The 25,445-nt window shown below is 34.2% G+C and carries 18 protein-coding genes and 1 other RNA gene; 7 read left to right on the top strand and 12 right to left on the bottom strand.

Annotation, left to right across the window (positions count from 1 at the left end; translation table 11 throughout):
• The first annotated feature begins 1 nt into the window (after nt 1).
• From CLV55_RS10890 to acs, 6 genes are all read left to right on the top strand, one after another.
• Entirely contained in the window at nt 2–307 is a 306-nt protein-coding gene (locus tag CLV55_RS10890; RefSeq protein WP_112113827.1) for a hypothetical protein, read from the top strand.
• Nucleotide 308: 1 nt separating this feature from the next.
• Complete coding sequence (locus tag CLV55_RS10885) at nt 309–494, top strand: YgaP family membrane protein (RefSeq protein WP_112113826.1); 186 nt, start codon at nt 309–311, stop codon at nt 492–494.
• Between the two features lie 332 nt (nt 495–826).
• Entirely contained in the window at nt 827–3,529 is a 2,703-nt protein-coding gene (locus CLV55_RS10875; RefSeq protein WP_112113824.1) for an ATP-binding protein, read from the top strand.
• Nucleotides 3,526–3,891 (top strand): response regulator transcription factor, encoded by a 366-nt coding sequence (locus tag CLV55_RS10870; RefSeq protein WP_112113823.1) that lies wholly within the window; start codon nt 3,526–3,528, stop codon nt 3,889–3,891. Before CLV55_RS10875 ends, CLV55_RS10870 begins: the two co-directional genes overlap by 4 nt.
• A 119-nt stretch (nt 3,892–4,010) precedes the next feature.
• Nucleotides 4,011–5,912, top strand: coding sequence for an acetate--CoA ligase (locus tag CLV55_RS10865; protein WP_112113822.1), 1,902 nt, complete (start codon nt 4,011–4,013; stop codon nt 5,910–5,912).
• A gap of 124 nt (nt 5,913–6,036) precedes the next feature.
• The gene (gene acs / locus CLV55_RS10860; protein ID WP_112113821.1) at nt 6,037–7,944 is read left to right on the top strand and encodes an acetate--CoA ligase; all 1,908 of its coding nucleotides are present in this window, start codon (nt 6,037–6,039) and stop codon (nt 7,942–7,944) included.
• 88 nt (nt 7,945–8,032) lie between these two features.
• Here acs and CLV55_RS10855 read toward each other — a convergent pair whose 3' ends face one another.
• Nucleotides 8,033–8,551, bottom strand: coding sequence for a DUF421 domain-containing protein (locus CLV55_RS10855; RefSeq protein ID WP_170122256.1), 519 nt, complete (start codon nt 8,549–8,551; stop codon nt 8,033–8,035).
• Nucleotides 8,552–8,723: 172 nt separating this feature from the next.
• Nucleotides 8,724–10,262 (bottom strand): DEAD/DEAH box helicase, encoded by a 1,539-nt coding sequence (locus tag CLV55_RS10850; protein WP_112113820.1) that lies wholly within the window; start codon nt 10,260–10,262, stop codon nt 8,724–8,726.
• 160 nt (nt 10,263–10,422) lie between these two features.
• Here CLV55_RS10850 and CLV55_RS10845 point away from each other — a divergent pair, with 160 nt between their 5' ends.
• On the top strand, nt 10,423–11,679 hold the full coding sequence (locus CLV55_RS10845) for a mechanosensitive ion channel family protein (protein ID WP_112113819.1): 1,257 nt from the start codon (nt 10,423–10,425) through the stop codon (nt 11,677–11,679).
• Nucleotides 11,680–11,683: 4 nt separating this feature from the next.
• Here CLV55_RS10845 and CLV55_RS10840 read toward each other — a convergent pair whose 3' ends face one another.
• The 10 genes from CLV55_RS10840 to CLV55_RS10795 form a co-directional block, all read right to left on the bottom strand.
• Nucleotides 11,684–12,076, bottom strand: a complete 393-nt coding sequence (locus CLV55_RS10840; RefSeq protein WP_112113818.1) for an acyl-CoA thioesterase — start codon at nt 12,074–12,076, stop codon at nt 11,684–11,686.
• A gap of 39 nt (nt 12,077–12,115) precedes the next feature.
• Entirely contained in the window at nt 12,116–13,552 is a 1,437-nt protein-coding gene (locus CLV55_RS10835) for an MFS transporter (protein WP_112113817.1), read from the bottom strand.
• Nucleotides 13,553–13,563: 11 nt separating this feature from the next.
• A complete protein-coding gene (locus CLV55_RS10830; RefSeq protein WP_112113837.1) occupies nt 13,564–15,663 on the bottom strand; it encodes a glycoside hydrolase family 97 protein in 2,100 nt (699 codons plus the stop codon).
• Between the two features lie 109 nt (nt 15,664–15,772).
• Nucleotides 15,773–17,545: a 30S ribosomal protein S1 gene (gene rpsA / locus CLV55_RS10825; RefSeq protein ID WP_112113816.1), complete on the bottom strand. Its 1,773-nt coding sequence runs from the start codon at nt 17,543–17,545 to the stop codon at nt 15,773–15,775.
• A gap of 251 nt (nt 17,546–17,796) precedes the next feature.
• Nucleotides 17,797–19,050, bottom strand: a complete 1,254-nt coding sequence (locus CLV55_RS10820; protein ID WP_112113815.1) for a nucleoside permease — start codon at nt 19,048–19,050, stop codon at nt 17,797–17,799.
• 66 nt (nt 19,051–19,116) lie between these two features.
• Nucleotides 19,117–19,809 (bottom strand): (d)CMP kinase, encoded by a 693-nt coding sequence (gene cmk, locus CLV55_RS10815; protein ID WP_112113814.1) that lies wholly within the window; start codon nt 19,807–19,809, stop codon nt 19,117–19,119.
• 22 nt (nt 19,810–19,831) lie between these two features.
• Complete coding sequence (gene porQ / locus CLV55_RS10810; RefSeq protein ID WP_112113813.1) at nt 19,832–20,854, bottom strand: type IX secretion system protein PorQ; 1,023 nt, start codon at nt 20,852–20,854, stop codon at nt 19,832–19,834.
• A gap of 123 nt (nt 20,855–20,977) precedes the next feature.
• On the bottom strand, nt 20,978–23,431 hold the full coding sequence (gene lon, locus CLV55_RS10805; protein WP_112113812.1) for an endopeptidase La: 2,454 nt from the start codon (nt 23,429–23,431) through the stop codon (nt 20,978–20,980).
• Nucleotides 23,432–23,711: 280 nt separating this feature from the next.
• Nucleotides 23,712–24,109, bottom strand: a transfer-messenger RNA (tmRNA) gene (gene ssrA / locus CLV55_RS10800).
• 80 nt (nt 24,110–24,189) lie between these two features.
• A complete protein-coding gene (locus CLV55_RS10795; protein ID WP_112113811.1) occupies nt 24,190–25,389 on the bottom strand; it encodes a serine hydrolase domain-containing protein in 1,200 nt (399 codons plus the stop codon).
• Between the last annotated feature and the right edge of the window lie 56 nt (nt 25,390–25,445).

Raw genomic sequence — 25,445 nt, 5'->3', positions numbered from 1 at the left:
AATGAAACTATTATTAATCACTGCAGTTGCTGAATTTGGAAAAGAAATTAAACAAATTCTTAAAAAAGCTCAAGTCAAAACCTATTCTTATAAAGAAGTAACGGGGTATCGCAATACCTCAGAGGAGGCTATAGGAACTAACTGGTTTGGCACTGAAATGTATGAAAACGAATCTATAATGTTTTATGCTTTTGTAGAAAAAGAAAATGTAGATACAGTATGCCATGAAATAGAAGCCTTTAATAACAAACAAGAAACAGCATCACATATCCATTCGGCTGTGTTAAACATCGAAAAATCAAATTAATATGAAAAACAGAATCATCAGAGCTATAGCAGGAAGTTTTGTGCTAATCAGTGTAGTACTTTCTATTTATGTAAATCAAAACTGGCTTTGGTTTACTGCATTTGTAGGAGTTAATTTACTCCAATCTTCCGTTACCAAATGGTGTCTTATGGAAGATATTTTAACCAGATTAGGTGTAAAAGATTAATAAAGATTTTAGATTTTTCCCAAAAATCCCATTGTTAGCATTACATAGACAATGGGATTTTTACGTAAGAGTTACATATATTTCATAATAAATTTATGATTGATTAAGTTTTTAATATATTTGTTTCATTTCAATTGAATAAGCAATGAAAAGACGACATCAGCAGAAATTTATTATTGTATCCCTGATTTTACTCATAGGATTAAATTTACCTATTTTATTGCTTTTTGATACTTCCAAAAATCTTTTTGGTTTTCCTGTGATGTATATCTACATTTTTTCGTTGTGGGTATTTTCAATCTTGGCTTCTTTTCTTATTGTAAAACGGTATCATGAATAGTATAGCCTTACTTTGTATCCTCACTTGTTATTTGGCCATGCTCTTCTACATTGCGCATTGGGCTGAGAAAAATGGAACGAGTAAATGGACTAATAATCCCTACATTTATACATTGTCAATGGCGGTATATTGTACGGCGTGGACCTATTATGGAAGTATTGGTGTTGCTGCTGATAGTGGTTTGAATTACCTTCCCATCTATCTTGGTCCAGTTATGATTGCTCCAGTATGGATTCTCATTTTGAAAAAAATCATACGGATTGCTAGAGTAAATAAGATTTCAAGTATTGCCGATTTCATTTCTTTGCGATATGGCAACAGTCGTTTTTTAGGTGCCATAGTAACCGTAATTTGTTTGACTGGGATTATTCCCTATATCGCCCTACAATTAAAAGCCATTTCAGAAACCTTTCATATTGTAACCAAAACAACCATAAGTTCACTCCTTTTTGCTGACACAACCACGTATGTAGCCATTGCTTTAGCGCTATTTTCATCCTATTATGGCACTAGATATGCAGATGCTTCTGAAAAACGCAAAGGAATCGTCACTGCCGTAGCAATGGAAAGCATTCTTAAATTACTTTTCTTTGTTATAATTGGTGTGTATGTGACGTATTATGTGTTTGATGGATTTGATACTATTTATACCAAAGCCTCCTTACTCAAATCCTTTCAACAAAAAAATACCATAGGAGGGTTGCCTCAAGCTATTAATTGGTTTTTATTGTGCGTCTTATCGATGTTTGCCATCTTTTTATTGCCTAGACAATTTCAAGTATCGGTCATTGAAAATAATAGAGAAAGTCATATCAATACAGCTGTATGGTTGTTTCCATTGTATTTGTTACTTTTCAATTTGTTTGTATACCCCATCGCTTGGGGTGGTAATATCTTATTTCAAGGACATAAGGTAAACTCAGACGTGTACTCGTTATTGATTCCGCAGTTTTTTAACAATACGACTCTAACAGTTCTGGTTTTTTTAGGAGGTTTTTCAGCGGCAATTTCTATGATTGTAGTATCTTCTATCGGACTATCTACTATGTTGACAAACAATATTTTAATACCCTACAATTTAATAGGTAATTTAAAAGGAAATGAACAAACTATAAGTTCCCGAAAAATCTTGAATACGCGTAAAATAAGCATCTTTTCACTCATCATTTTGGCTTACTTTATATACCGCTATTTCGGATTAGATTACAGCTTAGTGTCGATAGGATTGGTTGCTTTTGTCATTATCTCACAATTAGCACCTGCTTTTTTTGGGGCGCTATTTTGGAGAAGAGGCTCGAGATTGGGAGCGGTTTATGGAATTTTAATTGGCTTTATATTTTGTATTTACACCTTATTAATACCTTATGCTACAGGACTTACTAATAGTGGTGATACGTTTATATCAAAGGGATTATTTGGGTGTCATCTACTCAAACCTTTCCAACTTTTTGGGTTGGATTATTTGCAACCCGTTCCTCATGCGTTGTTTTGGAGTTTATTGTTTAATACCATAACCTATTTTGCAGTTTCTGTAAGTTTTAAAGGAAATTATAGAGAACGAAACTATGCCGAAATGTTTGTTGATATTGATAAGTACATCACCAATCATGAAAATGCGTTTATATGGAAAGGTACAGCGTATCGAAATGATATTGAAAAAGTGCTTGTTCGTTTTCTTGGACTAAATCGAACTCGTCGTGCAATGACAATTTTTAATACTAAGTACAACGTAGACAGCAATCAGGAATTGGCTGATGCGCGTTTGATTAAATTTTCTGAGAATTTGCTTACAGGTCATATTGGGACCGCTTCGGCCAAAATTCTAATTTCTAGTGTTGTAAAAGAAGAAAAAGTGACTCTTACAGAAGTTCTTAAAATTCTTGAAGAATCGAAAGAGAACATCATTTTGAATAAGAAATTAACAGAAACGTCAAACGAACTTAAGGAAATAACAGAAAAGCTACAAAATGCCAATGCGGCTTTGATTTCAAAAGACAAGCAAAAAGATGAGTTTTTAGATACGGTGACACACGAACTACGAACCCCTATAACCGCGATTCGTGCTGCTAGCGAAATTTTGCACGATGATGAAGAAATTCCATCAGAACTTAAAAAACAATTTCTACAAAATATTATTTCTGAGTCAGATCGTCTCAATAGATTAATTGACAAAATTCTTGATCTGGAAAAATTTGAAACAGGAAAACAAACCATACACCCAGAGCACTACAATTTAGTAGCAACAATTGAAAAATCTATTGAGCCATTGGTACAACTCATTAAAAACAAAACGATTACAATAGAAAAGGAATATAAGGAAGAAGTCATGGCGTATTATGATGAAGATCGTATGATTCAAGTCATTACCAATTTACTATCTAATGCCATTAAATTTTGTCCAGAACAACAGGGTGTTATAACTATTAAAATTGTTCAAGACGATACTTTTATCACTACTTTTGTAAAAGATAACGGAAAAGGGATTCATCCAAATGATTTTGATGCTATCTTTGACAAGTTTTATCAATCTAACAATCAAAACATAAAAAAGCCAGTAGGAAGCGGACTTGGGTTAGCGATTTGTAAGCAAATCATAGAGCACCATAAAGGGAAAATTTGGGCAGAACCCACCAAAGAGGGTGCGTGTATTGTATTTTCACTTCCTAAAACAAAATTAGAAAACAGTTACGCATGAAAAAGATTTTAATTGTAGACGACGAACCTAACATTGTCATGTCTCTAGAATATACCTTTAAAAAGAATGGCTTTGAAGTATTTATTGCTCGAGACGGTCAAGAAGCTCTCGATATTGTAAAAACAACTTTCCCAGATGTCATTATATTGGATGTGATGATGCCTTTGGTAGACGGATATGCTACCTTAGAACATATTAAAAAAGATCCCCATTTAACCCATACTAAAGTGCTGTTTTTATCAGCAAAAAATAAAGATAGTGATATTCAAAAAGGATTAGCATTAGGAGCTGACGCCTATTTGACTAAGCCATTTTCTATAAAAAAAGTTGTCGATCAGGTATTCGAACTTTTACCAACATAAATAAGGACTTCCTTCCGAAAACGATTTCGTGTATATCTATTTAGCAAGATATTTTTAGGTTGTAAGGTATTTATAGTTACTTTTACTCAACTATTTAACACAACCTTAAACAAAAAATAATGAATTACGAAACGTTTTATTCTGACAGTATTTTAGCTCCTGAACGTTTTTGGGAGACACAAGCTAAAGAAATATCGTGGTATAAGGCCCCAAAAACCATCCTTTCTAAAGATGAAAATGATTATCCTTTGTGGTATGCCGATGGCGAATTGAATGTGTGTTATCTTGCTTTGGATAAGCATATTGAAGAAGGCTATGGCAACCAAACCGCTATAATTTATGATTCTCCTGTTACTCAAACAATAAAACGATACAGCTATAATGAGGTGAAAACAGAAGTCGCCAAGTTGGCGGGAGGACTATTGGCATTAGGGCTTAAGAAAGGCGATACCGCTGTCATTTATATGCCTATGATTCCACAAGCTGCCTTCGCTATGTTGGCTTGCGCCCGAATTGGGGTTACTCATTCTGTCGTTTTTGGAGGATTTGCACCTCATGAGCTAGCCATTAGAATAGACGATTGTAAACCAAGGGTAGTTATTACGGCTTCTTCTGGAATTGAAATCGATCGTTTGATAGCCTATAAACCTTTAGTAGATGAAGCTATTGCTTTGGCTGAACACAAACCTAAAAAAGTGGTTGTTTTTAATCGAAAGTTGGGGGCGCGAATTCCGTTTAAAAAATATGATGTTGATTATGATGCTTTGGTTTATGGTTCAGAGGAAGCACCGTGTATTTCTGTACCTGCTACACATCCTCTTTATGTTTTGTATACATCTGGAACCACAGGAAAACCTAAAGGAATTGTGCGTGATACGGGAGGGTATGCTACGGCTTTAAAGTTTTCTATGAAATACATTTATGGTTCGCAGCAAGATGAAGTATTTTGGGCGGCATCCGATGTGGGGTGGGTGGTAGGACATAGTTATATTGTTTATGGTCCTTTACTAAATAGAAATACGACAATAATTTTTGAAGGGAAACCCATCAAGACACCCGATGCCAGTACATTTTGGAGAATCATAGATGATCATCAGGTACGTATTATGTTTACTGCACCCACGGCTATTCGTGCGATAAAAAAAGAAGATCCTCAGGGAGAATTCATTAAGCAATATGATTTATCCTCTTTGAGAACTCAATTTCTGGCTGGTGAACGTTGCGACGTAGCTACTCTTGAATGGTATAATCAACATATTCCGGTGCCCGCCATAGATCATTGGTGGCAAACCGAATCTGGGTGGCCTATGATAGCCAATATGATGGGGGTTGAATATCTACCCGTTAAACCCGGTTCAGCAGGGAAAGCAGTTGCAGGGTATGACATTCGAATTCTTTCAGAAGAAGGTCAAGAATTGGGACCTAATGAGGAGGGATATGTAGTTATAAAATTACCCCTTCCACCAGGAACCATGAAAGACCTATGGCAAGACAACGCCCGTTTTCAAGCAGGATACCTACAAAAATTTCCTGGATATTATTTTTCAGGAGATGGAGGGTATAAAGATGCGGATGACTATATTTATATTACAGGTCGAGTAGATGATGTCATTAATGTTGCGGGACATCGTTTATCAACAGCTGAAATGGAAGAAATTGTTTCTTCACATCATTCGGTCGCAGAATGTGCGGTTATTGGCATACATGATGAATTAAAAGGACAGATTCCTCTAGCGCTAGTGGTTACTAAAACTGGAGAAACGATTGAACATTTTCAATTACAACATGAAGTAGTGCAGTTGGTTCGTGAACAAATTGGTGCAGTGGCATCGTTACGAGATGTCGTCATCGTAGAGCGATTACCCAAAACCCGTTCGGGAAAAATATTGCGTAAACTATTGCGAAGTATTGCCGATGGAGACATCTTTCAAATTCCTTCTACGATAGACGATGAGGCCATTATTGATGAAATCGCCGAGACTCTAAATGAAGGAAAAATCGGAGTCTTTAAAAAGAAATAAATTTTTAACAATGGAAACAGCTATAGTTATTTAGCAATAAAAATCTTTTTCACATGAATAGTTTGTTTATTTTTACAAAACTAAATAGCTTATAATTAGGTAAAATAAAAAATCTCAAAAAAACATGAGTTACTATAAAATTCAAAACTTAGAACATTATTTTAAAATGTATAAAAAGTCGGTACGCGAACCCAGAAAATTTTGGGATCGTATCGCAGATGAAAACTTCACATGGTATCAAAAATGGGATAAAGTCCTTGAGTTTGATATGCAAGAAGCTCAATTCAAATGGTTTGTTGATGCCAAAGTGAACATCACTAAAAATTGTATCGACAGACACTTAGCAAAACGCGGGGAGAAGACGGCTATTATTTTTGAACCTAATGATCCCAAAGAAGAAGCGCAACATATTTCTTACAATGAGTTGTATGCAAGAGTTTCAAGAATGGCCAATGTGTTGCGAGAGCAAGGTGTTAAAAAAGGCGACCGGGTATGCATATATTTGCCTATGATTCCTGAGTTGGCGGTTGCCGTTTTGGCTTGTGCTCGTATTGGCGCTATCCATTCGGTTGTTTTTGCAGGTTTTTCTGCTTCTGCCGTGGCCGCACGAATCAATGATTGTGATTGTAAAATGGTCATTACTTCGGATGGAAGTTACAGAGGAAATAAGGCTATAGATTTGAAAGGGATTGTTGATGAAGCTTTAGAAAAATGTTCTTGTGTTGAAAAAGTTTTAGTAGTTAAAAGAACTCATACTGAAGTCAATATGGTTGAGGGAAGAGACCAATGGTTGCAGCCATTAATGGATCAGGCAATTCCAAATAATGTTGCAGAGATTATGGATGCAGAAGACCCGCTTTTCATTTTGTATACTTCAGGTTCAACAGGAAAGCCTAAAGGCATGGTTCATACTACTGCGGGATATATGGTCTATACAGCTTATACGTTTAAAAATATTTTCAACTATGAGGAAGAAGATGTGTATTGGTGTACCGCAGACATTGGGTGGATTACGGGACATTCGTATATCTTGTACGGCCCATTATTGAATGGGGCTACTACAGTTATCTTTGAAGGAGTGCCATCATATCCAGATTTTAGTCGCTTTTGGGAGGTCATAGAAAAACATAAAGTGAATCAGTTTTATACTGCTCCAACAGCAATTAGAGCGTTGGCAAAAGAAAGTTTAGATTATGTGCAAAAATTTCCATTAAGCTCACTAAAAGTGATTGGTTCCGTTGGGGAACCTATTAATGAAGAGGCTTGGCATTGGTATAACGATCATGTTGGAGGAAAGCGTTGTCCTCTTGTAGACACATGGTGGCAAACAGAAACAGGTGGAATTATGATTTCTCCAGTTCCATTTGTAACTCCAACAAAGCCCACGTATGCTTCATTACCTTTACCAGGAATCCAACCGGTGTTGATGGATGAATTACGCAATGAAATTGAAGGAAATCAAGTCACAGGAAGTTTGTGTATAAAATTCCCTTGGCCTTCAATGGCTCGGACCATTTGGGGCGATCACCAACGCTACAAAGAGACCTATTTTTCAGCGTTTCCAGGAAAGTATTTTACAGGAGATGGAGCGTTGAGAGACGAGGTAGGTTATTACAGAATTACGGGTCGTGTAGATGATGTTATTATTGTTTCAGGACATAATTTGGGCACTGCGCCGATTGAAGATGCGATTAACGAACACCCAGCAGTTGCGGAAAGTGCGATTGTAGGTTTTTCACACGATATTAAAGGAAATGCATTGTATGGCTTTATTATTTTGAAAGAAATAGGAGAGGGTCGAGATCGAAATAACTTAGCTAAAGAGATCAATCAATTGATTTCAGATCAAATAGGACCTATCGCCAAATTAGACAAAATTCAATTTGTTTCTGGACTTCCAAAAACACGTTCAGGGAAAATTATGCGTAGAATTTTAAGAAAAATTGCGGAAGGAGATTTCTCTAATTTTGGAGATACGTCTACGTTATTAAATCCTGAAATTGTGGATGAAATTAAGAATGGTAAAATATAGTTTTTAAGTTTATTTAGTTTAAAGAAAAAACTGCTTTATTGTGATAAAGCGGTTTTTTTATTAAGTTTAACTCAAAAATAAATCAAAATTAAGTGTTTACATTTCTTAAAGTTTTGTGTATTTTACGTTTGTGATGCGTTTGTTTCAAATTGGTATTACCTGAAATAATACTAATGCTTCCATCTATTTCAAACATCGCTAACTTAACATCTTTATAAAATTCAACACCATGCTCTCTCATGGCTTCTTTTAATTCATCATCTGTTATGCCAATTCGAGTTAATGTTCTAAAAAATAGATGACCATTATGAATGAGTATTTCGGGTTTATCTTGAATAAAGTTTTTAATTAATTTTGAATGTTGCATAATTTTTTTAAAACTAAAATTAATTACAAACAAGGCTAATGCAGCTACAATTCCACCAGTAAGTGATGTGTTTTCACCAACCATTGCATTTTGAACCGAGTTACTGATAAGTAAGATTAAAATAACATCTGCAGTATTTAATTGCGATAATTGCTTTTTACCGAATAACCGTAGAGCAAGGATCATGAAAAAATAAACCGAAATACTTCGTACTACAATTTCTAAATATTGATTAATCATTTTAGCTTTTATTTAATAAGTTTTTAAAACAAAGATATGAAGAATAAAGAGAAGAGCTATTTTTATAAATTTGCCAATAAAAATAGTTTTTATGAGGATAATAAACATATTTAATATGAAATCTATTTTACATAATATAAATTATAATTCAATGAATAACTATGCTAAAACATTATATTTCTTGCAATATTTTTATTCTATATAGTTTTCCAATACTCAAACTAAGTCGTTGTGCATAATCCTCTATCAGCCACGAACGATAATTTTTTGTTACATTTCCAAGACAATTACAATATTGCTTAATTCGTTCTTCAATTTCATCTTGTAATTCTTTAGCTAAACTTTTGGCGTCCTTTAAATCATCCGTATTTTCTATGCACATTTGAGCATGTTGTGCAACTGATTTATCAATTATGGTTTTAGCTTTGATATTATTTTTAAGGGTTTGTTTGAATTCTTTAGGAATATCCATAAAAATCGAAGCGCTTTTACTGAATTTTTTTTGCAATTCTTCGGGCATGACGTACTTAAAATGGCTTTCAATCTCTGCATCATCTCTTAAATGTTCTAAATAATATTCAGGCGATTTAAAAATATATTGCCAATCTATAGGATCATTCCATAATCCAAAACGCAAGGCGTTGTTTCCTAAATCGATAACGGTAAATTCATGCTTGTTTTCCAATCTTCTCGAACCTCTTCCAATCATTTGAAAATAAAGTGTTAATGATTTTGTTGCGCGATTTAGAATTATAGTTTCGACTGTTGGTTCGTCAAAGCCTGTCGTTAGTATTCCTACAGATGTTAATATAGCATCGGGTGTTTTTTTAAACCAATGTAAAATTTCCTTCCGTTCTTCATTCGGAGTTGTATTGTCTAGATGCCTAATATTGAATCCAGCTTGTCTGAAGCTTTCATAAGCATGTATTGATGTATGAATGCCATTATTAAAAATCAAAGTCTTTTTTCCTAATGATTTTTCAGTATAGGCATGTAAAAGTTTTTCTTGCATATACATCGAGCTGTATAGAAAATCAGATGATTTCACAGTATAATCACCATTAATCCCTACTTTTAAGGAGGTTAATCCTACATCATAGGAATATGTAATCGCCTTAGCTAAAAAGCCTTTATCAATTAAATTCTGAATGGTATCTCCAACAATTAATTCATTGTAGTTTTCATACATTGGGAGTTTAATATTGGAACTTAATGGTGTGGCTGTAACTCCCAATATAAAGGCGTGTTCAAAAGATTTAAATAACTTTCTAAAAGAGTTGAAGTGTGCTTCGTCAACAATCACTAAACCAATATCTTGCAACAAAATTTTTTCATCATACAAGCGGTTTTTTAAGGTTTCAATCATGGCTACAAAACAGGAATAATCATGATAGTCAGGAAGTTCTTTTATGGAGCTATTAATGATTTTATTCTTTACTTGAAATGCCTTTAACATTTTAGATGTTTGCTTACACAATTCGATACGATGTGTTAAAACAATAACTTTTTTGGATGGATTTTGTTCTAAATAACGTCTTGTGATTTCTGAAAAAATAACTGTTTTCCCACCACCTGTCGGCAACTGATATAATAAATGATAATTGTACTTTGCTTGATGAATCCGATCAAAGATTTTATCGATATCGCCTTTTTGATAGCCATACAGTTCTTTTTTTTCTTCAATTTCGGCAAGTAAATCTTTTTTAGACATGATGTTAAAATAGCAATTTTGCAAAAATACACTAAAGAAGTATTCGTTCTGAATTTTATACCACTTTTAATTTGTATTTATTTCCAAAATGCTAAAATAATCTAAAGAACAAAAATCGTATTCGCATGATTCATTAACTTTGTGTTTAAAATGATACAACATGCATAATTTTTTAGAAAAACTTTTTGGTTGGTGCTACCTTATTTTACAAAAAATTCATTTTGGGGATACATTATCTTCCTATCTCAGCCTTTTAGTAAACCTTATTGTCTTGTGCATTTGTGCTTTCATCATTTTTGTTTTTTTCAGAACAATATTGGTTTCGCTTTTTACACTTATAGCCAAAAAAACAAAAACAAACTTTGACGATTTATTAGTTTCCAACAATACAGCACGGTATATCGCCTATTTAATTCCGTTTTTATTTATCTATAAATCGGTGCCGGTTATCTTAGAACATTATGTGTATTGGGAAGCTATGTTTGGAAAAGTTGTTGGCGTATATATTATTTTATTATCACTTTGGATAATACGAAGTGTATTGAATGCCATTAAAGACTACTTAAAAGACGTCCCAAAATTTAGTGACAAACCTATTGATAGCTATATTCAAGTGATTATGATTGTCCTATGGATTTATGGCGTTGGAATCATTATTTCAAAAATTTTTGATATTGATAAATCCACGTTGTTAGGGACATTAGGAGCGATTTCGGCTATCGTCATATTAATTTTTAGAGATACCATTCTCGGATTTGTTGCGAGTGTACAAGTCTCACTCAATGACATGGTTCGAATTGGTGATTGGATTACCTTTGACAAATACGGTGCCGATGGTGATGTTATCGAAATCAATTTAGCCACTGTAAAAGTGCGCAATTTTGACAACACCACTACCACTATTCCAACCTACAGTTTGATTTCCGATTCATTCAGAAATTGGCGTGGCATGCTCGACTCTGACGGACGACGCATCAAAAGACATATTTTAGTAAAATCGAATAGCGTTCGTTTTTTAACCGATTCAGAGCTTGAAAATTTAAAAAAAATCCAACTGATTGCGGAGTACATTGAAACGAAACAACATGAAATCACCAAATACAATCAAACGCATCATATTGATAAATCCGAATTAATTAACGGAAGAAATATGACTAATTTTGGTTTGTTTAGAAAGTATATCACAAGCTATTTGGAGCATCATGCGGGTTTAAATAAAAATATGACTTTATTATGTCGACAATTACAACCTACAGCCCAAGGAATTCCATTAGAAATTTATTGCTTCTCAAAAGATCAGCGCTTCATTCCATACGAATACATTATGGCTGATATTTTTGACCATGTCATTGCCTCTATTTCGTATTTTGATTTAGAACTTTATGAAATGCCTAGCAATAAAAATCTAGAAAATTAATTTTCTATGGTCGTTTTAACCGATCATCAATAAACTCAACTTTTGTTTTTCCATGTGGTTGTGGTTTTCCGTCGAGTCCAACACTCACCATGGTAATGGTATCAATCGTGATAATGGTTTCACGAGTCATCATGTTTCGAACTTCACACATCAAAGTTAATGAGGTGGTTCCAAATTTTAATACATCAATTCCTATTTCTACAATATCTCCTTGTTTGGCTGAACTTCTAAAATTAATTTCAGACATATGTTTGGTCACAATTCTTGGGCTTTCGAGCTGAATAATAGCGTAAAGTGCTATTTCTTCATCAATCCAAGCTAATAAACGACCTCCAAAAAGGGTACTATTTGGATTTAAATCTTCGGGTTTTACCCATTTTCTAGTATGAAATCTCATAAATTAGTGTTTTTTGTAGGGTTACGGAATTTCTGAAAATTAGTGACCTCCAGCTATTTTTTTATCAAAATCAATTCCTTGTTTTTTTAAAATTCGACTTACATTCCAAGCATAAAAAGCCAAATACACAAAACAAAAGACGCCTACAATATAACTTTGATGAATTCCTAGTCTATCAGCAATTGTCCCTTGAAACCAACTTATGATACCGCCTCCCATAATCATCATAATTAAAAAGCTACTTCCTTGACTGGTATGTTTTCCTAAACCACTAACTGCAAGGGTAAAAATACAAGGCCATAATGTACTGCAAAATAATCCAACCGACGTAAAAGCATAAACACTAACCATTCCTGTTGTTACCATTCCCACACATAATGCCACGATTCCAAATAAAGAAAACAATAATAACATTCGCGCCGGATTTCCTTTACAAGCCATGTCCGCAAGAATTAAAATCAGGATGATAAATCCGTATACATAAAAAGGAGCCAAATCATGATCCATAAATTTGTTAACCCCCAAGAAAAGTATAAATGTTAGGTATGGCGCTACAAAACGCAATATTTTTTGAGTAGAAACATTTTCAGTAAAAGCTTCTACAGCTCCTGTCCAACGTCCAATCATTAAACTTGCCCAATAAAGTGAAATAAATGGAGCAATATCTTTTGTTAAAAATCCTAATCCTTTTTCCATATAAGCAGGTAAGTTACTCGCAGTAGATACTTCAACGCCTACGTACAAAAAAATAGCAACCATTCCTAAGACTAATTGAGGAAATTGAAGAGCTGATGTTCTTATTCCATTAGAATTTTCATTCGTTTCTTCTATATTTTGTGGATGTTCTGGTAAACTTGACATTTTTAATAAAAGTGCTACTATTAAAAAGGCAACTCCTAAAACTAGATAAGGAATTTTCACACTTTCTATATCCATTGTTGTTCTTGTTGAACTCGCAGCTCCAAAAATGGCAAAACTTACGAGTAAAGGTCCAATTGTGGTGCCTAAATTATTGATTCCTCCTGCTAGAGTGAGGCGTTGCGAACCAGTACTGATGGGACCTAACGCTATAGCAAGTGGATTAGCAACGGTTTGCTGTAGCGAAAAACCAAGGGCTACAGTAAATAAACCAGACAACATCAAAGGAAACGAATGTAGATTAGCAGCAGGATAGAATAATAAGGTTCCTAAAGCTGAAACCACCAAACCAAGTGCTAAACTATTTTTGTAACCTATTTTGTTTACCAAATCTTTTCCTATTACTAAAGAAATGAGCATGTATATAATAGAACCAACAGTATAAGCTATATAAAATGCTAAGGATACCAGCTGACTTTCACCTTGAGATAAATTAAAAGCTTTTTTAAACACTGGAATTAAGATATCGTTACTTGCCGCAACAAATCCCCAAAAGAAAAAAACAGAGACTAGCGGAATAAATTGACCCCAATTGGTTTTAGTTTCTTGTGTATTCATATTATTAAATTTTAGTTAAAAATTGGTTTAAAACTTATGGCTGTTCCACCTCCATTTGCCAAATGTAATATAATTTTTGATGTATTTGTGACTCGCATTTTAGTAACGGAATAACTTTTTGGATTTTTTTTCCAATCTGCAGTTTCGCCATCCTCATAAAACGTTGCATCATAGTATTGTCCAGGAGTAAGAAAATCGAGTTTTAAGGTAGTCATACGAGCATGCTCATCAGTTATAGCTCCTAAAAACCAACGCTCCCCATTTTTTTCTTTGCGAGCCACTGTAATATAGTCGCCAGGTTCTGCCTCTAAATATTTAGATTCTTGCCAATCAACGGCAACATCTTTAATAAATTGGAATGCATCAGCATATCGTTCGTAGTTTTCAGGTAAATCGGCTGCCATTTGTAATGGTGAATACATCGTAACATAAAGTGCCAATTGTTTTGCTAATGTGGTATGTACTTGCTCTTTTTTTGTTGGATTATAATAGCTCATCTTAATTTCGAAAATTCCAGGAGTATAATCCATCGGACCTCCTAAAAGTCGAGTAAATGGCAGTATGGTTTCATGCATTGGTGGATTGCCTACACTCCAAGCATTAAACTCATTTCCACGCGCTGCTTCCGCGGCAATATAATTTGGGTAGGTTCTTGAATATCCTGTCGGTCTCGAACTTTCATGGGAATTCACCATTAATTTATTCTCCGCCATACGCTGAGCGATGTAGTTGTAATGATTGACCATTGTTTGTCCGTCATGGTACTCCCCTCTTGGGATGATTCGTCCTACATACCCTGTTTTAACGGCAGGATAGCCATACTGTTTCATGAGTTCCATGGCTCGATCTAAATGGCGCTCATAATTAGCTACAGAACCTGAAGTTTCATGATGCATAATCATTTTAATTCCTTTAGATTGAGCATAATCGGTTACCTCTTTTACATAAAAATCTGGATAGGGTGTTGTAAAATCAAAAACATTTTCTTTCCAATTGCCAAACCAATCTTCCCAACCTACATTCCAACCTTCAACTAAAACCGCATCAAAACCATTTTTGGCTGCAAAATCAATATATTTTTTAGTATTACCCGTAGTAGCACCATGTTTACCTGTAGGTTTTAATTGTCCATCGGCTGCATTTTGAGCATTTTGTGACCCAGCATAGTCCCAAGTAGAATTTCCTACATGCATTTCCCACCAGATTCCTACATATTTCATAGGTTTTATCCAAGATGTATCAGAAATTTTTGAAGGTTCATTAAGATTTAAGATCATTTTAGAACTTACAATATCTCGGGCGTCATTACTAATCATAATTGTTCGCCATGGAGAAGTACATGGTGTTTGTAAATAAGCTTTATCTCCTAGCGTATTGGGAACTAAATGAGAACCTAATCGGAATTCATTAGGTATCACATCTAAATGCATTACGGGATAATTAACAACGGCTGCTTCAAAAATATTAATATAAATCCCATCATTAGATTTCATCATTAAGGGAGATTGAACAACAAAGTTTCCTGCGATAGATTTTAATCCAATACCATTATTTTTATCGACTAAATCGGTATTGATATCTGAAAATTTTGATTCTGTGTAGGGATACTCCTGACTATCAAAATCACCAGGCAACCAAAATGTTTTATGATTTCCAGTAAGATTAAATTGGGTGTGTTCCTCTGAAATTACAAAATAATTGAGGTTTTCTTGTTTTGGAAATTCATAACGAAAAGCGACCCCTTCATCGTATATTTTAAAGCATATATTCATTTTACGGTTAGTCTCATTTTGAAGTAAAAAGAAAGTCACCTGATGGTATCGATTTTGGATTGTTTTTTGTTCTCCCAATACAGGATTCCAGGGTTCATCGACCGATTTATTGTCTTGTTGGATCAGTGTAAAATGATTGTCTAAGGATTTTTCTCCTTTCAATAATATTCCTAAAGTACTTTCGGTAATGATTTTTTTACCTGAATAAGATACTGAATACGTTGGAACTCCCGTTGAAGAAATCGCAAAATGTAACGTGATCTTTTTTGAGGGAGATTCGATATCTTGGGCTTGAGCAAGAACACAAAAAAAGAATATGAAAAGAACTGTTTTTTTCATTTTAGTTTTTTTTGCTAAAATACTAAGTTTTTTTGTTTTGTATTCCTTCCTTTTAAAATAAAAAAAGCCTCGTGAAAACACGAGGCTTAAGTATAATTAAAGAAAAATATTATTTGCCTCCTTTTTCCATTTTAGCTTTTAATTCAGCTAAAATGTCATTATTGTCCCCTAGCGTTGAAGTTTGGTTATTGTTGTTATTTGCAGCAGTAGCTTCCGCAGCAGCTTTCACCGCTTTGTCTTCTTCTTCTCTGAAAATAGCAGTATGAGAAGCTACAACTCTTTTGAATTCTTTATTAAATTCAATTACTTTGAATTCGGCTGCATCTCCTTTTTTCAATTTTTTACCATCTTCTTTTTCAAGGTGACGTGCTGGTACAAAAGCAATTACATCATCACCAAAGTCTACAGTAGCACCTTTGTCAACGATTTCTGCAATAGTTCCAGAGTGGATCGTTCCAACTGCAAAAGCATCTTCGTGTTTATCCCATGGATTTTCAGTTGTTTGTTTATGACCTAAAGATAATTTACGTCCGTCAACATCTAACTCTAATACAACTACGTCTAATTTGTCTCCTACGTTAACAAATTCAGATGGATGTTTGATTTTTTTAGTCCAAGATAAATCAGAAATATAAACTAAACCGTCGATTCCTTCTTCTAATTCTACGAAAATTCCAAAGTTAGTAAAGTTTCTAACAGTTCCTACATGTTTAGAACCTACTGGGTATTTTGCTGTAATGTCAGTCCAAGGATCTTGAGTCATTTGTTTGATACCTAAAGACATTTTTCTTTCGTCTCTATCAAGAGTTAAGATCACTGCCTCTACTTCATCACCTACTTTTACGAAGTCTTGAGCACTTCTTAAGTGCGTAGACCACGACATTTCAGACACGTGGATTAAACCTTCAACACCTTCAGCTACTTCAATGAAAGCACCGTAATCCGCAATAACTACTACTTTACCTTTCACTTTGTCACCTACTTTTAAGTCAGCTCCAAGAGCATCCCATGGGTGTGCGTTTAATTGTTTTAATCCTAATTGGATTCTTGTTTTCTCATCATCGAAATCAAGGATAACTACGTTTAGTTTTTGATCTAATTCAAGAACTTCACTTGGGTGGTTGATTCTTGACCAAGAAAGGTCTGTAATGTGGATTAATCCATCTACACCACCTAAGTCAATAAACACTCCATAAGAAGTAATGTTTTTCACTACACCTTCTAGTACTTGTCCTTTTTCTAATTGACCTATGATTTCTTTTTTCTGAACTTCGATATCTGCTTCGATAAGCGCTTTGTGCGAAACAACAACATTTTTGAATTCGTGGTTAATTTTCACTACTTTGAATTCCATGTTTTTGTTTACATATACATCGTAATCACGGATTGGTTTCACATCAATTTGTGAACCTGGTAAGAACGCTTCGATTCCGAAAACGTCTACAATCATACCTCCTTTAGTTCTACATTTAACAAAACCAGTAACAATTTCTCCAGTTTCATTAGCAGCGATAACTCTATCCCATGATTTGATAGTTCTTGCTTTTCTGTGAGATAATACTAATTGACCTGTTTTGTCCTCACGAACGTCAATTAATACTTCTACTTTGTCACCCACTTTTAAGTTTGGGTTGTATCGGAATTCATTTAAAGAAATAACGCCTTCCGATTTTGCATTAATGTCAACAATTGCGTCACGATCAGTGATACGAACTACTACACCTTCAACTACTTCTTCCTGATCTGTAGAGATGAATGTTTTAGAAACTAAATCTTCAAACTCTTGTAAATTTTTTGCATCTACAGCGTCAATTCCTTCGGCGTAGTTATGCCAGTTAAATTCATTTAAAAACGCTTCTTGTTCTTTGTTTAATACAGCCATGCTGATAAAAAATTTGTATGTTATGTTCTTCGAGTTTCATAATGCAAATAAAAACACAACAGTGTTAGATTTAAATAGTTGATACCTAAAGGAAACTCTTCTTCGCCAAAAGGTGCGCAAAATTACACATATTTTATTAACTACAAAATATTTATCTACTAAAACACCTAAAACGAACTAAATAAGTCAAAAAAACGATAGCCTTTTAAGAGTAAAATCTTAAAAGGCTATCGTTTATCTTTTTTAAAATATTAATGGCTCACATTTGCCACCTCATCAGGGTTGTGTTTATGCTTAAAGAATATTGCAAAAAGAATTGCAATCACTAAAGCATATCCCGAAAACGTTAGCCAGATGTTGTGCCAATCTCTCACACCGTTGATTGTAAAGAAATTATCAATTACATAGCCACTTACTAAACCTCCAAAAAAGGCACCAAATCCATTAGACATCATCATAAACAACCCTTGAGCTGAGGAACGTATTTTAGAATCAGTAGTAGTTTCCACAAAAAGCGATCCTGAAATATTAAAGAAATCAAAAGCCATACCATAAACAATACAAGATAAAATAATCATCCAAAGCCCTTCTATTGGATTTCCAAATGCTAACAGACCAAATCGTAAAACCCAAGCAACCATCGAAAGTAACATTACTTGCTTGATTCCAAAACGCTTCAAAAAGAAGGGAATGGCTAAAATGAATAAGGTTTCAGATATTTGAGAAATTGACATGATGATGGTTGAATATTTTACCACAAAAGAATTAGCATATTCTGGAACTTTTGAAAATTCAGATAAATAAACATCCCCATACATGTTTGTTAACTGCAAGGCTCCACCTAAAAACATTGAAAACAAAAAGAATAATGCCATTTTGTAGGTGCCAAACAATTTAAAAGCACTCAAACCAAATTTTTCAACAAAAGTAGCATCGTTAGCAATTAGTTTTTGAGGAGGACATTTTGGTAAAGAAAAAGAATACAACCCCAAAGCAAAGGCAGCAAAAGCGGATAAATAAAACATATTTGATGAAGCCTTATTTCCTGTAAGATTTGTTATCCACATGGCGGCAATAAATCCAACTGTACCCCACACTCTAATGGGAGGAAAAACTTTTACTACATCATAATTATTGTTTTTTAAAATGTTGTATGCCACAGAATTAGATAACGAAATAGTTGGCATGTAACATAACATCGCCAAAAAGATGACATAATAAAATGTCGTTGGATTTTCTACTTGAGGAATATAGCAAAGCGCTAAACCGCCTATAATGTGTAAAATACCATATAACTTTTCAGCATTTATCCACTTGTCTGCAAGGATTCCTGTCAAAGCAGGCATTACTATTGAAGACAATCCAAGTGTAGAAAAAATAGCTCCAAATTGTTCTCCACTCCATTGTTTTGTGCCAAACCAATAATTTCCTACAGTAATCAACCAAGCTCCCCAAACAAAAAATTGAAGAAAACTCATAAGAGTTAATCTAAACTTTATACTCATAATAATAGTGTTTTGTAATGTAAATAGATTGTAAATCTACTATTAAAAATAAGATTTGCAAAAAAATTATATTGTTTTAGCAACTTCTTCAACCAATTCTAGTACAGCAGTGAATTGTTCTTCTCTAGAAAGGTAGGAATTGTCTATCTCAACGGCATCATTTGCAATAACCAAAGGAGAGTCTTCACGATGCGTATCAATATAATCACGTTCTTGAACGTTTTTAAGCACATCTTCATAAGAAACAGAATCGCCCTTCGCTTGAAGTTCTTCAAAACGACGATGGGCACGAGTCTCAGGACTGGCTGTCATGAATATTTTTAATTCTGCATCAGGGAATACTACAGTTCCAATGTCACGTCCATCCATGACAATAGCTTTGTTTTTCCCCATAGCTTGTTGTTGCTCAACCAATTTTGCACGTACTTCAGAGACTTCAGCAACCTTACTTACAAAAGCTGACACTTCTAGAGTTCGTATTTGTTTTTCTACATTTTCATTATTCAAAAATATCTCAGCAAAACCTAAATCAGTATTAAACTCAAAGTGCAGTTGAATGGAAGGAAGTCGCTCAATAAGAGCTTTTTTATTAAAAAAATCCGAGTTAATAAACCCTTCCTTCATCGCAAAATATGTTATTGCTCTATACATTGCACCTGTATCTACGTAAACGTATCCCAGATGTTTTGCTAACTGTTTTGCTAAGGTACTTTTTCCAGTAGAAGAAAATCCATCAATGGCAATTGTAATGTTTTTCAAAATAAGTTTTTTTTTTTTTTAATTAATCGTTAAAATTTATGGTAAGTCCGAAAAGACTTGTGTTTCCAGCTAAAGAAAAACGAGAATGCGAGTAGTTAAATTTCATTTTTCCCATTTTTAAACCAAAACCAAGGGATATACCTGAAAAATTTCTTTGGTCGACCACACGTAATTCTTCTCCTTTTCTAAAATTATACCCCACCCGAATGTTAAAGCCTTTCGTAGGAAACAATTCGGCACCAAAAATCACATGCCGTAAGGCGTTATTAAAAAAGCCTATTTTCTCTGGCGTAGAACTTCCATCAAGGCTACCCACGGCCCGATTGGGATTGGAAAAAGTAATATTCCATTGTTGTAGGTTTTCTAGGGTTAAATGCCATCGAATGGGCACATTTTCTACTTGTTGTGAAACTCCTGCCAAAAGTTCAAATGGAAGTTTCTCTTGCAGTCCAGAATAGGTCGTAATTTGAGTACCCATATTGCGAACCACTAATGCCCAATTGATGTCGTTCTCCTCATCTATATAAAGCGCACCTAAATCGATCGCCCCACCATAGGAAGTATAACTTTCTAATGTAGAAGAAATCAATTTTGCATTAGCGCCAAAATATACATTGGTAAACGGAATGTTATAAGAATATCCGATTGACAAGGCAATCTCACTTCCCGTAAATGATGATGTCGCAATTCCATTTTCGTCATACCCATCAAATTTTCCGTAGTTGACATAATTCACTCCTGCATGAAACGTTTGTAAATGACGGTCATAGGTATACGCATACGCCGCAGTACCATACGTTACAGCACCAAAATAATTGCCATAATTTACCGCCAAGTGATTGTCCATTTCTGCATTGATGGCCGCAGGATTAAAATGTCCTTGATTGACATCCTCATCAAAAATAGTGATTACTTTTCCTCCCAAAGCGGCTTGTCTTGGTGAGGTTACTAGGTTTAAAAAAGAATATACTGACTTCCCTCCTATTTGGCTGTATGAAGCAGCACTAAACAGAACACAAAAGGAAAAAAGTATCTTTTTAAACATATATAAATGGGAAATAATGTTTTTATAACGAAAATGCGAAGATATTATTTTTACAACAACATAAAAAAAGAAAAAAGGCATGAATCAACATACCTTTCTTCTATGCGTTATTAATTAAGATTTTTAATCTAGCGATTTGGCATTTTTAACTTTTTGCGTGGTTAAAGCTATGTCTATCACTTCACGCATTTCTTTTACATAATGAAATGTCAGTCCTGTCAAATAATCTGATTTGATTTCTTTGATGTCACTTTCATTTTCATGACAAAGAATAAGTTCTTTTATGTTAGCACGTTTCGCAGCCAATATTTTTTCTTTAATTCCGCCCACAGGTAATACTTTTCCTCGTAAAGTAATTTCACCTGTCATGGCTAATCCTTTCTTAACTTTACGTTGCGTCAATAATGAAACTAAAGACGTTAGCATTGCAATTCCTGCACTAGGTCCATCTTTTGGAGTAGCGCCTTCTGGAACATGCAAATGAATGTTGTAGGTACTGAAAATATCTGGATTTAAATCAAATAAATCGGCATTTGCTTTAATATATTCCAACGCGATAGTGGCAGATTCTTTCATAACCGAACCTAAATTTCCAGTTAAAGTTAAACCTCCTTTTCCTTTAGAAATCAAGGATTCAATAAATAATATATCACCTCCTACAGAAGTCCATGCTAACCCAGTCACTACTCCCGCAACATCATTTCCTTCGGCCTTATCACGTTCCAATTTTGGAGCTCCTAAAACAGTTTCGATATCTTCTGAAGTTACTTTTTTATTATACTCTTCTTCCATCGCGACCGATTTGGCAGCATTTCGAATGACTTGAGCAACTTTTTGTTCTAAACTACGAACACCCGATTCACGTGTATAGCCTTCGACTATCTTTTCTAATTCTTTTTTTCCAATTGTTAAATCTTTAGATGTCAAGCCATGTTCTTTAAGCTGTTTTGGAAATAAATGTTGCTTGGCGATTTCCACCTTTTCTTCGGTAGTATATCCCGACATTTTGATTACTTCCATACGATCTTTTAATGCAGGTTGAATGGTAGACATCGAATTAGATGTAGCAATAAACATGATTTTTGATAAATCATATCCCATTTCCAAAAAGTTATCATAGAACGAATTATTTTGCTCAGGATCTAAAACTTCCAATAAAGCCGAAGAGGGATCGCCCTGATGACTCACAGAAAGTTTGTCAATTTCATCTAAAATAAACACTGGATTTGAAGTGCCCGCCTTTTTAATGCTTTGTATAATTCTACCCGGCATCGCTCCAATATATGTTTTACGATGACCGCGAATCTCAGCCTCATCACGCAAACCTCCTAGAGAAATTCGAATATATTCTCTACCTAAAGCTTCTGCAATAGACTTTCCTATTGAGGTCTTTCCAACTCCTGGAGGTCCTGTCAAACATAAAATAGGCGACTTCATATCGTTGCGTAACTTTAACACAGCTAAATGTTCTATGATACGTTTTTTAACATCTTCCAATCCAAAATGATCGCGATCTAGAATTTTTTGAGCATTTTTTAAATCAAAATTATCTTTTGAATACTCACCCCAAGGCAAATCCAAAATCAATTCAAGATAATTTCTTTGAATTCCAAAATCGGGGGCTTGTGGATTCATTCGTTGTAACTTTGAAAATTCTTTTTCAAAATGCAAACTTGTTTTTTCATCCCATTTTTTTGATTTAGCTCGCTGACGCATGTCTTCAAATTCTTGCTCGTTTGAAACGCCACCCAATTCTTCTTGAATGGTTTTCATTTGTTGATGCAGAAAATATTCTCGCTGTTGTTGATCTAAATCGAAGCGTACTTTAGATTGAATATCGTTTTTCAATTCTAATTTTTGAAGTTCGATATTCATATAACGCAAGGTCTCTAGTGCGCGTTCTTTCAAAACATTAGTCATCAATAGATTTTGTTTCTCTTCTACCGTAAGATTCATATTAGAGGAAACAAAATTGATTAAAAACGATTGACTTTCAATATTTTTAATTGCGAAAGTAGCTTCTGTTGGAATATTTGGACTTTCTTTAATAATGCGAATAGAAAGCTCACGAATGGAGTCTACAATAGCACTAAATTCGGTGTCGCTTTTATCTGGACGTAATTCAGGAACTTCGCGAATAGCTGCTTGTAAATAAGGCTCTTCTGTAAGAATAGTATCTATTTCAAAACGTTTTTTCCCTTGCAATATCACCGTAACATTTCCATCAGGCATTTTTAAAACTCTTAAAATGCGAGCCACTGTTCCCACATGATGAATTTGATCAAAATTAGGATTTTCATGTTCTTCATTTCTTTGAGCCACTACCCCAATGATTTTATCACCCGAATACGCTTCATTAATCAACTTAATGGATTTATCGCGACCCGCTGTAATAGGGATTACTACGCCAGGGAATAGAACAGTGTTTCGTAAAGGTAAAATAGGTAGTGAAATGGGTAAATCTTCATTTGCCATTTCTTCTTCATCTTCTGGAGTTAATAACGGAATTAATTCGGCTTCAGTATCAAATTCTTGAAGTGACAAATTGTCAATAGTTAGTATTTTATGGTTTGACATAATTTTTAAAAGTCAAAATGACATTAAATTAATAGTTTTTAACAGTTACAAAAAATCATTTTATTGTAAGTTAATTATTTTAACTAAAGGAAAAACAATACATTATAAAAAAAATAATAACTCATAATTCATTTAGTTATAATTATATTTCAAGGATTATGCCACAAATACAAAGCGCCTTTTTGTTTATTATATTAACACTAAAAGATTTAATAATTTTAAATATAATGACTAAATATTAAAAATGGACAACTATCGAAAAAAATCGAGTTGTCCACTCTGGTGGAGTCGCCGAGAATCGAACTCGGGTCCAAACAAGCAATCAAATAGCTTTCTACACGCTTAGTTTTTGATTATTTTTTCGACAAAAAGGCAGGCCAAAAACAGCCACTTTTTGCTTAGCTTTATTAGTGTCAGAAAGGATTTAAAGCATTACCTTTCCTAGGTTTATTTTTCCGGTTCACCATAACCAACCGCCACAAACCAAGGCTTTTGAGGTGAATTCAGCTTTCCTACCTTGTAGGAACTGGGCAAATCGTACTAAACTTCGGATTAAGCAGCTAAAGCGTAATTATTTTCGCCGTTTATAAGGTCGTACCTTTGGATTTACGAGCTAAAAGTACAAAGCTCGACGTGCTTACTAATCAATTCCACTCGCTGTCAAAACCAGTCGACCCCAAATAGTATTGCTTTTAATCTTCATAGTAACAAAAATCGTGCCTACAAATATACATACTTTTGTAGTAATTACAATATCCCTACTCTTCCCCTTCATCAATTGTTTTAAAAGGATAGTCACCAAATAAAGGGGCCAGTTTCTTAGTTTGATACGTTTTTCGTGTAAACTTATTAGAAATAACAAACATGGTAACTCTCTCCTTTCTCATATTTATAAAACAAGACGTATTGCCATGCCACCAACCATTATGATAATAAAATGGAGTACCTTGATCAAATTCCAACATACGAATGCCTAAACCATAATTGCGTTCCCCTTTTTTTTCATAACTATATCCTTTATAGACTTGTTTCAATAATTCGGGAGTTAAAAAAGTTTGCGAATAACGTGCCATATCAAATTTTAATAAATCCCTTGGTGTAGAATAAATGTTTTTATCCCCATAGACTCCATCTAAATATTCTACAGCCAAATCCATATTCCCTCGATAAGAAAGTGAGACTTTACCCAAATGTTTTGCAGTTTCATATACAAAAGTATGCGTCATCCCTAAGGGTTTAAAAATCATTTCTTGCATCGCTTCGGGGTATTTTAAATGTGTAACTTTTTCAATAAGTAAAGCCAATATTGCATAGTTCGTATTACAATATCCAAATCGAGAATCTATTTTCGATTCCAATGGAATAGAATAGTTCTTCATCACGGAAACAATATCTTCATTGGTAAGTTCTTTTTTTATGTCCCAAACGCCTGTTTTATAGGTGAAATATGCATAATTTTTCATGCCACTGCGATGATTTAAAAGGGTTAAGACAGTCACATCTGGATAAGGAAAATCAGGTAAAAACTCGGTTACTTTTTGTTCTAATCGAATTTTTCCTGCATCGATCAATAAAAGTACTGCTGTTGCTGTCAATACTTTGCTAACAGAAGCGATATGTAAAGGGGTTTTAGCAGTAATATCAATTCCTTTAGCTCTGTTAGCAAATCCGAGATAATTTTCATAAATTACTTGTCCATTTTGAGCCACAAGAAAACTTACATTATCGTTTTGATTCCAAATTTTATTAAAAAATTGTTCAATTTTATGCTTCTTCTCATTCACATATCCAGCTGTAAGTTTTGGAAAGGATTCCTCTAGCGGATGCATAATAGGCAGTCCATTTTCATTGTTTTTAACAATTTCCTTTTTGCGCTCTCTTTCTTTGCCACAAGCTATGATAAAAAAAGCAACTGAACTTAGTAGGATTGTTTTAAAGATTATATGTCGAATTTTCATGAAATTTATTTTGGGACAGCAAATATAAAGAAACACATGCCTCATAATTCGACTTT

It is taken from the genome of Flavobacterium aciduliphilum, from assembly GCF_003268855.1.
Classification (GTDB): domain Bacteria; phylum Bacteroidota; class Bacteroidia; order Flavobacteriales; family Flavobacteriaceae; genus Flavobacterium; species Flavobacterium aciduliphilum.
Note: the sequence above shows the minus strand (reverse complement) of the source record. Positions and strands in the feature narration are given on the sequence as shown.